The following is a 17,293-nucleotide window of genomic DNA, read 5'->3' on the forward strand; positions in this document are numbered from 1 at the left end:
AAATTACTGGCTAAAAGATTAAACTGTGTTAATCATCACTTGGGTCCCCAGCTGGTGGATTGGCATGCCGCAGCTCTGCCACATCCTCGGCAGTGACGGTATCGGTAAAGCCATTCAAATCGCTGACCACATATTGAGTCACTGCAGCTATCTGCTCATTATTCATCATTCCATGGAATGAGGGCATACCGCGGAAGCCATTAATCAAGATATCAATGATGTAGTACTTCGATTGCATTTTGCTGTTATTAGCCAGTGGTGGATAATAACCTGCACCGTAAGCGCCCTCGCCTTTATGCATATGACACGCCGCACAAGAGTCATGATACAGCTTGGCACCATCTGTTGTCACAAAGCCATTGGTTCCTTCAAACTTTGCGTCCCACTTAGCAATACTTGGATCATTGTCCATAGTGGGCAGTGAGCTGTTATCGACGATATTGATAGGAGGTGCTGTAAGCTCTTCACGACTCATATAGACGCCGCCCCAAGCGCCCGTATTACGGCTCGCCTGATAGTCATCCGTTGTGATACCTTCTTTCTCTTGTTCGCTAGCCACTGTCTCTACATCATCTGACTGTTGACTACAACCTAACAGTGCTGCACTGCTCATCACACTCAGCAACATCACAGTCAGCAGTTTGGGTGTCATGTTTTTCATGACTTTTTTCTTCAAGATTGCCTTCTTCACGATTGCATTGTCCATGATAGCCTCTGAATTTTTATAGTTATCCATATTAACCAATATATTTAACCGAGCATTTTTGCTTTTTGATGTAGGCGCTTTGCGGCATCCATACCAGATAAAATAGCGCCCTCTTGCCACGCTGGAATATGTGAACAATGCTCGCCCGCCAGTACAATACGGTTATCAATGCTGCACAAAGTGTCGTAATGCTGACGACGAGTTGATTCATTCCAAATTCCATAACAACCGAGCGTCCACGGGATACGATGCCATACTACTGACGTACCGGCGCGGAACTCTTTTGTATACTGGGGATGAATATACTTACCGTAAGCGAGCGCGACATTGATACGTTCTTGCGGCGTCAAAGTATTAAACTTATAAGATGTCGGGCCGTAACCATAGGCTCCTAGTAGCACTCCAGTACCATCTTTAAACATATTCTGTGAAGGATAGGCAATCTGTGCAATGGGCATATCGGTATAGGTCAATCCACCAAATATCCACTCGTCTTCTTCCCAAAAGCGGCGATTAAACTCTAAGCCAACTTTATAAGAAGTCTCATAAGGTACTGCCGCCATGGCTTCTTTCATCGGTTTTGAGACGTTAATATCCATTTGCGTCAGCACCGTTAGCGGGATATTACACACGCACCAATCGGCACGTATGGTTTTGGTTGCCCCGTCTGGGCTGTTGCTATCGACATAATCGACAGTTACACCGCTTTCATCTTGATGAATTTTGGTTACTTTTGCGTTAAACTCAATCATATCGCGACATTCGCGGGTAAAGGCATCACCGATTTTGCCCATGCCGCCTACTGGCTGAAACATGGTTGGTTGGTGACCATAGGTCATATGATTGCCATAAATATCCGCCCACATGCCTGAATCTAAGATTTCACTGATAGGCAAAGGCTTTGACGGTTTTGCATCAGGCATCAAGCCACCACCGGGAAAGACACTAAAACCGCGATGCTTACTGGTCTCATTACTGGCGCGATAACGATAATCTTTATCGAGCACACCCCAGCCTTTTAAGCCTTCAAGCAGCTTTTCTTTATCCTCAGTATTAACCGAGCGATCAAGACCACCAACGTTAACTGACTTTGACAACAGCTCAGCCACATGGCCTTGAATATCATTTTTTACATCACCCAAACGCTGTGGGACACCATCAAAATGAGTGGTACGGTGCAGATAGGCACGATCATTGGTTTGAATAAAGGGCTGCATCTCGACGCCGAACTGTTTGCAATAATGAAAGACAGCATAGTGATGACTGGGCAGACGCCACGGTCCACCATTAAAATAATTACCCTCTTCAAAATCACAGGTCACTTCTTCGCCACCCAGCTCAGTATATTTGTCCCCGCTGTTGAGTGTCCAGCTACGACCACCACCACGGTTTTGGAACTCAAGTACTTTGACATCGTAGCCCGCTTTGCGTAGCTCATACGCCGCAGTTAACCCACCAAGACCGGCACCAAGAATGACAATACTAGCGCCTGCAGGTGCACCCTTAAGATCCATGGTTTCTTTAAAGCTCGATTCAGAAGCAAACCCAAGCGTCGTCATCGCTTGATACATCGCGGTTGCACCTGCGGTTTTACCGATCATCGAGAGCAGTTGGCGCCGCGTTGGTGATTGAAGCATATCTTTCATAATAATGTCCTTAAAGTAGACGTCGTGTATAACGGCAGGCATTGTTCTTTGGCATTTTGCTTTTATTATCGGCTCAGTTTATATCGAACGTTTGTCTTGCCAAGCCTTAATGCACTCCCATTTTGACCTTAATTCTCGTACTGTAATCAGCGTCTAATACGCCTTTATAAATTCTTTGTTCGACCATTTATCTAAACATAGTCAAACTAAGCGCGGCGTCTAGAGCGTAAGATGGCGCGGATGATAAATACAATGATAGCAATCGCAACGATAATACCTATTATCGCCAATAAGCCTGCGTACTTAATCAAGAAAGGCTTATCAACGCCAGTATTTGCGATGCGATCAACATCATCAGCACTCACATCACTGCTAGCAAGACCACCAAAATTCACCCGTACGTAGTTGGCAATACCAGCGATTTGCTCACTATTTAACTCGTCTGAAAACCCTGGCATGATAGGCGACGTATTGGTTGCCCCTTCTACCCCATGAAGAATCATATTAACCAGCGCATCGGGCTGGTCACGGCGGATACTGCTCAGGCCAACGATAGGCGCATAGCGAGCATCAGGCTGACCATAACCGTTAACACCATGACAGCTACCACAAGCGGCCAGATATAATGACTCTGGAGCGTTACTGCCATTACCTACTGCCGCTTTTGCCTGTTTCAAATACTCTTTTTGCGCCAGCAAGTCATGCGTGATAGATTCGTTGATTGGCGTTGGCAGACGCGACACATCCACCGCAGACACTTTGTCTTCGGTTTGGACAGCAGGTACGGCTTTTAGATAAGACGCAATGGCGCTTAAGTCTTCATTTTTTAAGTAGCGGGTACTGTGGGCGACCGCTTCACCCATGGGGCCACCAGCGTATGCACGTTGATCAAGCTCGCCTGTACGCAGATAAGTGACGATATCTTGCTCACTCCAGCTACCGATACCGCTTGACTCATCTGGGGTAATATTTGGCGCATGCCAGTTGCCGAGCTGAGCACCAGATAGGTACATACTCTTATCAAAACCCATCGTACTATTACGTGGGGTATGGCAAGTGCCACAGTGCTCTAGATTATTGACCAGATATTCACCGCGTTTTTGGGTCTCGTTCAGTCCGTCGCGCTTTTCAGTAGACGGTACGTTGAGAAAGTTCCAACCCAACATTAAGCTGCGAATATTAAAAGGAAATGGTAGATCCGTTTTTTCTTCGGGGGCTTCGTCAACCGCTGGTACCGTCTGTAAATAAGCAAACAGCGCACTGATGTCTTCCTCTTTCATGCCGCTGTAAGAAGGATATGGCATGGCAGGATAAAGCATATGGTCAGGCGCACGACCTTTTTGCAGCGCATTCTTTAAGTCCGCTTCGGTATAGTCGCCGATACCGTAACGTTTGGATGGGGTGATATTGGTGGAATAGATCTCTCCCATGGGGGTCTCGATTGCCGTCCCGCCGGTATAGTCCTCGCCGTGACAGGCCATACAGTCAGCAGCGCGAGCAATATAAGCACCGCGATTGACAAGCTCACTATTGGCGGGGCTGACATTAGGTAGGCTTGCGTTGGGCAAGCTCGCATTAGGAAGGTTGACACCTTCAGCCATGACGGCGCTGGAGGTGATACCAATGGCTAGCATTGATAACATCACAGAGAGTGGCTTCATAATATCCTCATATAGCTGGCATCTAGGGTGTTTTAATTATTTTTAGCACATAATATCTATTATTTAGCAGTATCCATTCATTGTTTGGCAATATCTAAGTCTTTGCCTATGAGGCATCTATGAAGATTAGTTACCGTAGAATGTCTGCCTTCACCACTAATGTAAAACTATTTTGCTGTTATTGCTTAAATAGTAACTTAACCACCCTATTTTTTTACAAAAATAAAAGATTTTATCATTAGAGGTTGGGTTTTATTATTCAAACCATATATTCATATTATTATTAACAACGATAAAAAATTCCTTTTAAAAACAATTACTAATAAATATCAACTGCTTTATCTGTTTTTTATAATGACGAAATTTTAGTAATAAAACTCAATAATTCTATTTTTTGACTGTTATTTTTAATTTCGAGCGTACATAATAGATACATAGTGCAGAAACCATACTATGTCTACGCTTCACATTATACTGAGGTATATATGAGGTTAGCCGTTGCATAATGCGGTAATTTGTTTATGATGAACGCTGTTTTTAATGCTGGCAATTGTGTCCTGAAATACCATTATGAAATCCTTTGTCATGACCTACATACTCTCGGCAGCGCTACTATTAAGCGCATGCCAATCTTTTCAATTTGTCGAAAACCCCATTCCTGTCAAACCATTACCCGCTAAAAACCTTAGTAAATAATTTTACTAATGGCAATAAAAAAAAGCAGCTATCAAATTGATGTCTGCTTTTTTATTTATTAGGGCGTGTCACGATTTTAATAATGGTGATAAAAAGGAGATAAATTTGCAGTCCAAAGTGGAAATAGTGCCGTTAATTTCTGATTATATTGCAAGTCTCAGTTACGACAATTAATCCTTATTTATGCTAATAAAGGCAATCTGACTTTAGCCAACTGCAATGACTGGTCGATGCTTGATAATGGTCTTGGCTAAATGATCACCAAACCAGATAGCCGTATCGATATCACCTTTACCAGGTGTTTCCTCAGGAGGGCCGTCAAGGGATTGCGTCATGAGCCCCAAAAAGCTCGACAGACGATTTAAATCATGCGATTCATGACCTGTCGGCATCAAGGGTAAACCGATCCAATTCATGCCGTGCTGCATGGTATACAAACAGATCTGTTGTAAGACGGCCAATTTATCACCGCTAAGACCGCCCGAATTGGCAAAACCTGCGGCCCACTTACCTTCCCATTTGCGATGGTACCAACGCTGTGAGGTCTCATCCATAAAGGTTTTAAATCCAGCAGTCACGCTACCCATATAGACGGCACTACCAAAAACCAGCAGATCTGCCTGATCCAAAAAATCCCAGTCGACATCATGAACATCGACGGCTCTTGCCTGAGCTTCTGGTAATTGTTGGCGCGCACCCATAACGATCGCTTCGGCCACACGCTTGGTATGACCATAATTGCTATGATAAATGACGGCAATCGATACGCTCGTTGCGTCATCAGTCGCTATGGAGGTTGAAGATGCTGTGGCAGATGTATTCATATAAACTCTAATAATGGCTATAAATAATTAAATAGAAATAAAATGGCTCAAGCGTACTTAGTATTGATCAGCGACTAGCAAATTCATACCAACTCAGTATCTGACTGGGTGGAAGCACGGCGCACAATCACTAGCGCCATCCGTCCCGTCGCTGGTTGCTGCAAATGCGTCTGACGCCGATAAGAGTAATAACGGTCATCGCCGTAACTACAGCCTATAGCAGACTCATTACATAACGTCATACCAGCAGCAGTTAATTGGTCAGCGGCAAGTCTTGGTAAGTTTAGCTTAATTTTATCCGCATTTACTTTGGCATAATTTGCGAGTTTATCAACGGTCTTATGTAAGCGCTGAGGATTAACATCCGAATTTTTACTAGTATCAATATGGCTATCATCACCGGTTTGGTTTGCAGAATTCATCACGTAGCGCGCATCGAAGCGCTCGATATTTGCTGACGTTAATAACTGACTGTCTACGCAACCTGCCAGTAGCTTATCGCGGACTTGACTACCCACTTCATAATTCTGCTGGCTAATACAGACGCCAATCCATGCCATAATTTGCCCTGAGTCGGTAAAGCGCTCAGCAGTTGCTTGGATGACGCCACAAGCCAGCCCTTGCCAACCTGCGTGAATGGCGGCAATTTTACCACTTGCAGGTTGATATAAAACAATAGGCACGCAGTCGGCAGTCATTATCGCTAAACCAACACCCTGCTGCTGACTCAGCATAGCATCAGCCGCTAGCGGTTGCATACTTAAGGCAGTGGCGTCGATATGATGAATATCATTGCCATGTACTTGATTGACCCAATGCAATCTTTTTATAGGAGCATTTTGCGCACTCGTTGATGGCAAGCTGTTCAATTTCTCATTAATCGCCGTCAAGAGACGCATGCGATTGTCTAAAACCTTTGCCGCATCATCGTTTACATGCAAGCCCAAATTAAGCGCGCCATAGCTCGCCTGCCCTAGCTCATGCATTTGCTGACTGTTTGTATCAGCTGCACATTTATTACCATTGGCAAGTGCGGCGGTCTGAAAAACCGCCACATCGTCTAGTTGTGCTAGCAATGTCATAGGAAGCTTACTTTTCATGGCGTCTCTACCATCTCTCTCGTCACAGAAATACGTACTTAAGGCCAATTAGTCAAAAGCATTTATTCAGGATCGTAACCATCACCTAACACAGCCATCAACTGCTGCATGTCTTCAGGGATTGGCGTAGTGACTTCGATATCTTCGCCCGTCGTTGGATGAACAAAACCCAAAGTATAAGCATGCAATGCCTGTCTTGGGAAGTTAGTAATCGCTTGACGCTGCGCCTCTGTGAGACCTGCCCGCAGTTGACGACGACCACCATAGACGCGATCGCCGACGATCGGATAGGTAATATGACTCAAATGCACGCGAATCTGGTGGGTACGACCCGTCTCAAGACCCACATCTAGCAGACAGTAATTGTCATTAAGAGCCGTCACATTTAACAAATGCGTGACCGCTTCGCGACCAGCAGTCATGACCGTCATTTTGGTACGCTGATTGCGATGGCGACCAATGGGCGCATCAATACGACGATGACGCAGCAGACTTGCCGCATCGCCAGCGACGACACACTGGTAATGACGATAGACAGACTTGTCTTTCAGTTGCTCCATCAATGCCAATTGCGCAGGTTTGGTCTTGCCAATAAGCAACAATCCAGAAGTGTCTTTGTCAATACGATGCACCAGACCGGCACGCGGAAGATGATGCTGCTGCGGATAGTGATACAGCAAAGCATTGACCAAAGTACCTGTCTGATTGCCAGCACCAGGATGAACCACCATACCGACGGGCTTATTAATCACCAAGACATCATCGTCTTCATAGACCACATCGATATCGATATCTTCTGGTTGATCTTCCCCATGCGGCTGCAGCGTCGTTGACAGATGTATCACATCGCCCGCTTTGACCCGAATCTTGGGCTTTTGCACGCTATCGTTATAGAGTAAGCTGCCGTCGCTGATCCAGCCTTGCAACTGCGCACGCGAAAAGTCGGTAAACACCAGTGATGCCAATTTATCGATACGGAGACCTGCTTGTTCTTCGGTGACGGCATAGGTTACATCGATAACGACGGGTACCGCTTGCCCTGCAGTCGACGCTTCATAATCAGCATCATCATCGTCGTCACTGTCATCAATACCTTCGTCAGCCTCATCCGTTTCATAGTCCTCAATCATCTCGTCATCGAGTCTATCACTATCTTTTGAGACACTGCCTTCTGAAACAGTACCTTCTGACGCTTGTGACAGGGTATCGTCTGCGATGAAACCATCGGATACCGTCTCTGCGTTTATGCGGTCATCAGTTTCTAGCGGCTTAGCATCTGATGATTCGTTATTTTTTAAAACTTTATTTGACATGGAAGGCTCTTGCGCTGATAAATCAGTATCTAGCGATTGATTCGGTGGTAAATGGGTGGTCATAGTATTATTATTCATAACAGATTTAGACATAAAAATGCCTGACATGATTTTATAAAGTAGTTATAGCAATGCACTTCTTATAGTAATAAAGCACTTATAATAAACCACTTTATAAGAAAAATTTATAGGCAAATATAGTGCGCTATAACAAAAACAACGCCTCGCATTGACCATCAAAACCTATCTTGGTCAAGAAATCAGCGGCAGTAGTGCCATAGTGTAGCATGCCAAGTGCTCAAGCCCTATAGAAGCTGCGCGTTATCTGTCATTTTATCCCTATCATTTGATCGCTAAATCATCGACAATTAACTCTCTAAAATATGACGTTGCTGTAATTTACTGTATATTTGTCGATGTCAGCGCCATTCGATATCGCTCGTTGCGACGGCTCATGCTAAACTGCAAAGCTGAAACGTAATAGACAGAGATGTTCAGGATATATCCGCTGGTAGGGCCTTGAATACACTAAGATAAATACGGAAGGCCTTCTGCCATTCAAAGCGCTCTAGATAGATGAACGGCAAAATAGATAACGAAAAAATAGACGAAGCCGCGGTTATTCTATAAAGTAAGCTCTATTTTGCTGTATGCTATGGCACGGTATTTTTAAAAATGTACTTTTAAACTGGTACTATTAAATAAGCCATTGCAAAAACTGTATTTGATAAAAATTATGTTGATTACGAGTCGGCTTACCTATTAGCATACTCAATAATAAACCGTTAACTGGTGCGTTACGCATCGTTTTTATTATTAACCTTATATATAGCATGATAGCGCCGCTGCTATTATGCGTCTTGTGTCGGAGAAGAAGTATGCACGCTGTTGGCAATACGTTTATCAAACTGTCCTCAATCACCCTGCTTGCGCTAAGTGTCAACTTGGTGGGTTGTCAGACTTTTAAGAACCTGACCAATAAAAACGTCGATGCAGTCGAAACCGCCGAGAAGTCAGAGCAAGGCTACTATAACGATGCCATCGCTCAGATTGACAAAGCTCGTTATACCCAAGCGATTGAAGACTTGACCAATCTGCGTACTTTTTATCCTACCGGACAGTATGCTGAACAAGCGCTGCTCGATATGATGTATGCCCAATATGAAAGCGGTAAGTTTGAGTTGGCAGCAGCCAGCGCTGATCAGTTTATTGGTCTCTACCCTTCTAATCCGCAAGTCAGCTACGCCTATTACGTGCGCGGTGTGGCCAATATGCAGGGCTCATCTGAAGGCCTTAAATTGTTTAAGCTGAATCAAGCTGAGCGTGATACTGCCTATCTGCGTATCGCCTTTGCCAACTTTCAAGAGCTTATTAATAAGTACCCCAATAGCCCTTATACGCCCGATGCTGCACAGCGTATGACCTTTATTTACAATCAGTTTGCTGAAAGTGAGCTGAGTGCGGCCAGTTGGTATATTGAGCGTGAAGCTTATGTCGCGGCTATCAACCGTGCCAAATGGGTCTTTCAATACTATCCACTGAGCGAGTCTGTACCCGAAGCCATCGCCATTCTCGCCTACAGCCATGAAAAGCTAGGGCTAACCGACTTGGCCAAAGAGTACAAAACCCTATTACAAATCAACTATCCAAATTGGCTAACCAGTGATGGACGCGTCAAGCTCAATACCAAGCGTGACCGCACTTGGTTTAACAAGCTGACCTTTGGTAAGCTTGGCCGTTCAGGTATCAAAGACAGCTCAGTCTCTCAAGGTAACTACACTGGCGCAACCAAAACCCAAGTCGTTCGTAACGCCAATCAGTTGCGATTGCCAAATGACAATGCAACTAACGCCAATGCTGCTAACGCTAATGCACCACTAAATACCTCTCCAACGAACCGTATTGGTGGTATCAATGTCGGCTTAGGTCTGCCTGAGGCGTCCTCTGAACGCGTTACCAACCAAGCCAGCACTGGCTCTACCGCTAGAGAAGCGAATGTTGATCCGCAGAACATCAACCCAACGCGCCGTACCACGCTATCTGATGAGAATAATAGCGATAGTATTCGTCTAACACCAATGGACAATGATATAGTCATAGAAGAAGCTGAATAGTTAGCGTTCATAGCCTTACACTGAAGTGATATAGCTAATCTGTAGTTATTTAAAAAGGCCAACTGATAGTTGGCCTTTTTTTGTTCATACTGATACTGAACAATATCTTTATAGATTTTATGTTTTTAATATCGATAATTGTTCATCATTAGTATCAATGCTACTGTAACACACCCGAGTTTGCAGTTACGGGAAAACTGCTTATGCCTTCGCAAACCACCCTTCTCTAACAACTCACCATAAACGTAGCAGAATTAAGCCCCTCATTATTTAACGCCATTGCCTTTTAAAAGTAGACCGGCCCCCGATAATTATCGAGGGCCAGTCAAATATTTAGGCAGGTATTAATGTATTAGTCTTCTAGTGCTTCCATAGCGTGTTGACCTACTTCTGTGTGATGCAGTACTTTGCCAAAGGGTACGGTAGTATCTCCCGGGCCTTGGGTAAATACCAGTACCGGTGTATTGGTATGGGTGCCGGTGGCCCAGACTACGTTTTGCTGTTCAGCCACTTCGCGAGCCAGCAGGTTTTGACGATTGTCGTCAGTTTGGTAAGCGAAAAAGGCACCGTTAACGTCCATTTTTGGAACGGTTTTGGTGCTTAGATAAGGATGGCCTTCGGTGTAAAGAGGATTGTCCTCGGTTGCGAGTACGCGCGCAGCTTGAGCTTCTGTAATGTCAAAGCCAGTTTCAGAATTTACAATGCGAGCTAAGCTGGCAGGTGTTTGCTGGTCTGCTTCTAGTGCATCGAACTGGCTGTAAAATATGTCGCCGTAGGAGGATTTTTGCTCGTAGAGTGTATCGAGGGTCGCTACGTCGCCGAAGTTGAAGAGCGGTTGGAACTGTTGCTCTTTGAAAACGTTGCCTGGTAGGTCACGTCCGTGGGGTAGATCATTAGCAGAATAGCTGAAGCCAAAGCCACCTGTTTCGTGATCGGCGGTTACCACAATCAGGGTATCGTCACGGCCTTCTGCCCAATCCAATACATAATTAAGTGTTTCGTTCAACCGCAGCATTTCGTGCAGCATAGTGCCAGTGTCGTTGTAGTGCCCTGCCCAATCTATTTGCCCAGCTTCAATCATCAGGAAAAATCCTTCGTCGTTTTTGGACAACGAATTAATCGCTTTTTCTGACATTTCTTTTAGCGTTGGTATGGTGCGGGCGGGGTCATTCTTAGTTTGGTGCTCGGTAATACCGTTTGGCAACGATGAATAAGCAAATAAGCCAAGTATTTTACCGTCGGCCTTTTCCATCTGTGAGCGGTTGAACGCTAAATCATAGTTCTTCTGCTGTGCTTCAGCGATCAAGTTTCGGTTGTCTTTACGCTTGGATTTAATAACGACGCTACCTTCGGACAGCACTTCCAATTCTTGGCGGACAGCTGATTGCTCATCATTGACGGACTCAGGAATCCAGTAACGCAGACCACCGGACAACATGACATCTACGTTATTGTTCAGCAGGTCTTCAGCAATTTCATTTTCTAAGCTGCGATGGCTCTGGTGCGCGGCAAAGCCAGCTGGGGTTGCATGGGTAATGCGGGTATCGGACACCAGCCCGGTGGATTTGCCTAGTTTTTTGGCCTTTTCCAGTATACTTTCTGCGCTGTTACCGTCTTTATCCGTGCCAACCATCTCAGCACCAGCTAGCTTACCGGTTGCCAGTTGTGTAGCGGAAGCGGCAGAATCGACCACTAGGTTGTTGTTGGCGTGGGTCATGGAAATACCCATACGGCCGTTAGCAGCGATCCGGTCAAAGGCTGTTGTGCCGTCGGTGATTACCGAGTTTGGCGCTTGCTTGGCGTACGCCAATAGTAGACCAACTTGTTGTGGCCCCATACCGTCGCCAATGATCATAATGACGTTTTTGGCTTTTTCCGGCGTGGATTGTACTGCTTGCGGCGCAGATTGCATTGTTGTACACGCTGTCAGCATCAGGTAGGTTGTGACCATTCCTGCTGCTACTGTGGCTTTACGGACGTTCATAATAAAATCCTATTACGGTTGGTGTTTTCATGGCTATTTGGGTGCGACTATCGCCATCTCAGCTGTCGTCCAGATGTTTGCCTAGAGTGATATGGTGTAGCTCTCGTTCGTCAGCGGAGCCGATTATTTGACTGCTCTCTACCTCCAGCAGAATTAATAGACATGGCTTTTTTACGCAAACCTTCGTGAAGTACGCGCACTCCATGGCTCATTGAACTCATACCGTTTTCTTAATAACTTCCCTATTAAAATGAATCTTCATTGCAGTGAGGAAGCGTTCAAACGAATACACTAACACAATTCCGTAACAATATTTCACCGAGTTTAATGACAAATTATCAGTAACTTGGCTTAATCGAAATGCCAGTAGACATTTACAAAGGGCTTAAAAGTCATAACAGACTACAGTGATATTTTATTGAGAAATCAAACGAATTATACTAACGGTTTCTCATCTATTTGAAACTATTTTAGGTATTGGTAGCCCTATTTATGAATTGTATGTAGACCTTGTGGTAAAATATTTGTCCTTATGAGTATCCCAAACCATATTCTCGAACAATTAAATAGCCAAGCTGACTTAATCAGTATTATTGGGCGTCACACGACGCTCAAACGTGCTGGTAGTGAGTTTAAAGGCTGTTGCCCGTTTCATGGTGAAAAATCACCGTCTTTTTATGTCAATCCACAAAAAAATATCTATCACTGCTTTGGTTGTAGTGTCGGTGGCAATGCCATCAGTTTTTTACGTGATTATGAAAACCTAACGTTCATCGAAGCGGTCAATGAGCTGTCAAAACAAACGGGCATCGAAGTCCCAAAAGAAGAACAGCAAAACGTTAGTTATCAGCGTACTAAAAAACAAGCTGCTATAAAACCCGCCTCGCGTGCACCCGCTGCTGAAACTGCAAAATTTCAGCCAGCAGTGGATAACCAATTACCAGCAAGCATAGCAACCGATTCTCAGCAGAAAAACTATACAGATCAGCCCACTTATAATGACCATAATAATCATGATAGTAGCTACGATCATAACTATGAAAACAGCTACGACAGCTATCCACCGCTAGACGCTTACGATTCAGCGCCTTATCCAATGGATTCTTATCCTGCCGACTATCAAGATGCAACTAACAATGGCGCTCCACCTGCATGGTTGACCGATACCAATGCTGGCGCAGGCTCACATAGTGACAATAGTGTCTCAGATAAAGACGGCAATCTATACGATTTACTGGAACAAATTCAGCAATTCTATCAACACAACCTCACTATCCATCCGCATGCCAAGCATTATTTCTTATCGCGTGGCATTACTGAAGATATCTTTGAGACTTTTGGTCTCGGTTATGCACCCTTCGGTTGGCAGCATCTTGAGCATCAATTCCCGCAAGATATTGAAGGTCTAAAAGCGCTTGGTTTAGTGCGCCAATCAGAATCTGGGCGCGATTACGACTTGCTTCGCGATCGGGTGATTTTTCCGATTCGTGACAATCAAGGTCGCACCATTGGCTTTGGTGGTCGCGCGCTCGATGATGACGTGAAGCCAAAATATATCAACTCCTCTGACTCGCCCGTTTTTCATAAGCAGCATGTGCTGTACGGCTATTATGAATCACGCCAGCAACGTGCGGATAGTTGGCTGGTGGTCGAAGGTTATATGGATGTAATTGCCCTTTACCAATCCGGTATCTATGGCGCGATTGCCTCTATGGGTACGGCGATTAATGAGAGTCAAATCTCGCGATTATTAACGCTAAATCCTACCCTGACATTAAGCTTCGATGGTGATAGTGCAGGACAAAAAGCGGCTTGGCGAACGCTAGAAGTTGCTCTGCCTGTACTGGCTGATGATAAAGAGCTACGGTTTTTGACACTGCCCAACAATCATGACCCTGACACCTTTATCAAGAGTCAAGGCGGTGACGCTATGCGAGAGCAAATCAAAAATGCCATGCCGCTGTCACAGTATATTTTTGCCTACTTAAGCGAGCGCTATGATTTGACCTTGGTAGAAGGCAAAGCCAAACTGATGTCACAGGTACGTTCACTAACCATGGCGCTTCCCAAAGGCAGTAGCTTTCGTTACCTACTAAATAATGATATCTATCAAAAGCTAGGTGGTAAGCGTAGCCAAAACAAAGAAGCAAGGGACGCGCTGCTAGATTTCGATGGTGATATGACCATCAGCCAGCAATTGCAGCTTTGTTTTTTATTCCAGCCGCGTGCACTGCTTGAAGATCCTATTGAGTCGATCTGGCAACAGGCCGGTATCAACCGCATCAACCTGCCAGCTCATATCAAGGAAAAAGCCTCGCCTGATATCTTGCGTGCACTTGCTTGGGAAGACTTGCAAGATGATGCCCTGCTCGATATCGTCAGCACTATCAAGCGCTGCCTCAATTATTTACCGCAGGACGCCAACGCCGCTGCGCACTTTATCCTGTCGAACGTCAAACCGATTACCCAAGAGATGCTGAGTCGTAACTGGGGCGGCTTTTATAAAACCCTAACGACAAGAAATATTTTGAGCCTTGATGAGCTGATTGAAAACTTGGTCAGTCAGCTTCTCGAACGCAATATGAAGAAAAAGATACAAGAGCTGATAAAAAACCCCGATCATATTAAGCTGGCGATTGTCCGTAAGCAGACACAGCTATTGAACGATTGGCTACGTGCTCAGCAAGCCGAACAATCGGCGCAGATGGTCACCGTGCAGTCTTAATATCTGATGTTATTTTTGGTTTATAAATTGGCAGCCCTTTAAAAGTATGGTGGTTGCCCCCACTACTAGTGATTATGGCCAATCGCTCAAGCCATCTTTATCATTCATTATACGAACAATAAACCATTATACGAATCGAAAATAATGAGTAAATATGATAGAGAGCATGCACTACCTCGTGCTTGACTACACTGGTCTGTGTTAAACTGTGTCGCTAACTATTTATAGCATGGCTTACGAAATGACTATAAGCGTGCATCGTTAAGCACAAATTTTTAGTATTACTTTTAACAATTATTATTTTTGATATATTTTTAACAGTTTTTTAGCTCCGTTATTGTAGTGTTTTGAGCCTTTATTCATATCCACTCATTTTTGATATTGTTGACTGTCCCTACGCCTTATTTTGATTAATCGATTGATTAGATCAACGCACCGAGCGAGCGCTAGCGAGTCACCCTATAAAAATGTCCGATGCAAGTAAGCGAGTATTTATGAACGATAAGTCAGTTTCTAAGTCCACCTCTCAACTGGCCACCTTAATCCAAATGGGTAAAGAGCAAGGGTATCTTACCTATGCCGAGGTGAATGACCAACTACCCGACTCTATTACCGAAAGTGACCAGATCGAAGACATCGTGCAAATGCTGACCGACGTTGGCATTAAAATCTTTGAGTCTGCCCCCGATGCCGATGACATCTTGATGAACGATGATTCAAGTGATGATGACATGGCAGCGGATGAGGCAGCGGCAGTGCTTGCCTCTGTTGAGACAGAGCCTGGTCGCACCACTGACCCTGTGCGTATGTATATGCGTGAGATGGGTACGGTTGACCTCTTAACCCGTGAAGGCGAGATTGCTATTGCCAAGCGTATCGAAGAAGGTATTCGTGACGTCCAGCATGCGATGTCATACTGGCCGGGCACGGTACAATTCGTCCTTGATGAATATCAAAAAGTGCAAGATGGCGACAAAAAACTCTCTGATGTCATCACCGGCTTTTTGGATCCTGAGACCGAAGAAGACAAAATAGCGGCTCAAGAAGCCAAAGAAGCGGCGAAAGAAGAGCGCGAGCGCATCAAAGAAGAAAAAGAAAACCCGCCTGTTATCAAGCCAAAAGCCAATGCGAAAGACGATCTCGATGATGACGACGCTGATGATATTGATGACGCTGAGGAAGAGGAAGAAGAAACGGGCGGCATCGATCCAGAAGAAGTACGCTTGCGTCTAGAAGAGATCGAAAACCTATTTATTAAAGCCAAACAGGCCTTGCTCGACTATGGTCGTGGTAGCGCACAAGCCGACGAAGCCTATGCGCAATTGGCAGAACGCTTTATGATGCTCAAGCTCAACAATCGCTTGTCAGACCAAGTCATGGCTATCATGCATGACGTGTATGATGATGTGCGTAAGCAAGAACGTCAAATCATGCGTTTGGTGATTCGCCGTGGTCGTATGCCGCGTGATGAGTTCCGCAAGACCTTCCCTAGCAATGAAACCAACGTTGATTGGCTCATTGAGCGCCTAAAAGGCAAGCCCGCTTTTGCTGGTACGCTAGAAAAAGTCACCGATGACGTGATTTTGCTACAACGTAAAATTCGTGATTACGAGCAGCAGCTCGATATGAAAATTCACGATATGAAAGACGTTGCCCGTCGTATGGCAGTTGGTGAAGCAAAAGCTCGCCGCGCCAAAAAAGAGATGGTCGAAGCTAACTTGCGTCTGGTTATCTCTATCGCTAAGAAATATACCAACCGTGGTCTACAGTTCTTGGATTTAATCCAAGAAGGTAATATCGGTCTGATGAAAGCGGTCGATAAATTTGAATACCGCCGTGGTTATAAGTTCTCGACCTATGCCACTTGGTGGATTCGTCAGGCGATTACCCGCTCTATCGCGGATCAGGCGCGTACCATTCGTATCCCTGTGCATATGATTGAGACGATTAATAAAATTAACCGTGTTTCACGTCAGCTATTACAAGAGATGGGACGCGAGCCGACACCTGAGGAATTAGGTGAACGCTTAGAGATGGACGAAGTCAAAGTCCGTAAAGTGCTAAAAATCGCCAAAGAGCCTATCTCTATGGAGACGCCCATCGGTGATGATGAAGACTCACACCTAGGCGATTTCATCGAAGATGGTACTATCTCAAGTCCTGTTGATGATGCTACGGCGGCTGGTCTGCGTGAAGCCACTCGTGACGTATTGGGTAACTTGACTGAGCGTGAAGCACGTGTGCTAAAAATGCGTTTCGGTATCGATATGCCAACGGATCATACGTTGGAAGAAGTCGGTAAGCAGTTCGACGTGACGCGTGAGCGTATTCGTCAGATTGAAGCAAAAGCCCTACGTAAATTGCGTCATCCATCACGCTCTGAGCACCTACGCTCTTTCCTTGAAAATGACTAATTTATCTAAGTAGGAAATGCTGAACACTATATAAGCATTCTTAGAATCAAATCAAAAAAGCTGAGCATGACTCAGCTTTTTTGTGTTTACAAGATAGTCATTTATGGTAT

At 44.9% G+C, this 17,293-nt stretch carries 10 protein-coding genes; 3 read left to right on the forward strand and 7 right to left on the reverse strand.

The genetic code is table 11. The annotated features are described in order from the left end of the window. Positions 1-28: 28 nt before the first annotated feature. The 6 genes from ACSUPM_RS08015 to ACSUPM_RS08040 form a co-directional block, all read right to left on the reverse strand. Positions 29-661: a c-type cytochrome gene (locus tag ACSUPM_RS08015; protein ID WP_173240384.1), complete on the reverse strand. Its 633-nt coding sequence runs from the start codon at positions 659-661 to the stop codon at positions 29-31. 89 nt (positions 662-750) lie between these two features. Further along, positions 751-2,352 carry a flavin monoamine oxidase family protein gene (locus ACSUPM_RS08020; RefSeq protein WP_025653293.1) on the reverse strand — a complete coding sequence of 534 codons (1,602 nt, stop codon included), beginning with the start codon at positions 2,350-2,352 and terminating at the stop codon, positions 751-753. Between the two features lie 206 nt (positions 2,353-2,558). Continuing rightward, positions 2,559-4,013 carry a cytochrome c gene (locus ACSUPM_RS08025; RefSeq protein ID WP_101210992.1) on the reverse strand — a complete coding sequence of 485 codons (1,455 nt, stop codon included), beginning with the start codon at positions 4,011-4,013 and terminating at the stop codon, positions 2,559-2,561. Between the two features lie 902 nt (positions 4,014-4,915). Then, on the reverse strand, positions 4,916-5,533 hold the full coding sequence (locus ACSUPM_RS08030; protein WP_101210993.1) for a flavodoxin family protein: 618 nt from the start codon (positions 5,531-5,533) through the stop codon (positions 4,916-4,918). Between the two features lie 83 nt (positions 5,534-5,616). Then, positions 5,617-6,633 carry a polyphenol oxidase family protein gene (locus tag ACSUPM_RS08035; protein ID WP_201566697.1) on the reverse strand — a complete coding sequence of 339 codons (1,017 nt, stop codon included), beginning with the start codon at positions 6,631-6,633 and terminating at the stop codon, positions 5,617-5,619. Positions 6,634-6,695: 62 nt separating this feature from the next. Next, positions 6,696-8,009 (reverse strand): RluA family pseudouridine synthase, encoded by a 1,314-nt coding sequence (locus tag ACSUPM_RS08040; RefSeq protein WP_025653289.1) that lies wholly within the window; start codon positions 8,007-8,009, stop codon positions 6,696-6,698. Positions 8,010-8,824: 815 nt separating this feature from the next. Here ACSUPM_RS08040 and ACSUPM_RS08045 point away from each other — a divergent pair. Beyond that, positions 8,825-10,060 carry an outer membrane protein assembly factor BamD gene (locus tag ACSUPM_RS08045; protein WP_025653288.1) on the forward strand — a complete coding sequence of 412 codons (1,236 nt, stop codon included), beginning with the start codon at positions 8,825-8,827 and terminating at the stop codon, positions 10,058-10,060. Positions 10,061-10,412: 352 nt separating this feature from the next. Here the strand turns inward: ACSUPM_RS08045 and ACSUPM_RS08050 are convergent, their stop codons facing one another. Beyond that, positions 10,413-12,044, reverse strand: coding sequence for an alkaline phosphatase (locus ACSUPM_RS08050; protein WP_025653287.1), 1,632 nt, complete (start codon positions 12,042-12,044; stop codon positions 10,413-10,415). A 532-nt stretch (positions 12,045-12,576) separates the two neighbouring features. On the opposite strand from ACSUPM_RS08050, the gene ACSUPM_RS08055 reads away from it, so the two are divergent. Both ACSUPM_RS08055 and rpoD read left to right on the forward strand, forming a co-directional pair. Beyond that, positions 12,577-14,769, forward strand: coding sequence for a DNA primase (locus tag ACSUPM_RS08055; RefSeq protein WP_025653286.1), 2,193 nt, complete (start codon positions 12,577-12,579; stop codon positions 14,767-14,769). A 494-nt stretch (positions 14,770-15,263) separates the two neighbouring features. Continuing rightward, positions 15,264-17,183: an RNA polymerase sigma factor RpoD gene (gene rpoD, locus ACSUPM_RS08060; RefSeq protein WP_025653285.1), complete on the forward strand. Its 1,920-nt coding sequence runs from the start codon at positions 15,264-15,266 to the stop codon at positions 17,181-17,183. Positions 17,184-17,293: the final 110 nt, after the last annotated feature.

The organism is Psychrobacter okhotskensis, from assembly GCF_965638355.1.
Lineage (GTDB): Bacteria > Pseudomonadota > Gammaproteobacteria > Pseudomonadales > Moraxellaceae > Psychrobacter > Psychrobacter okhotskensis.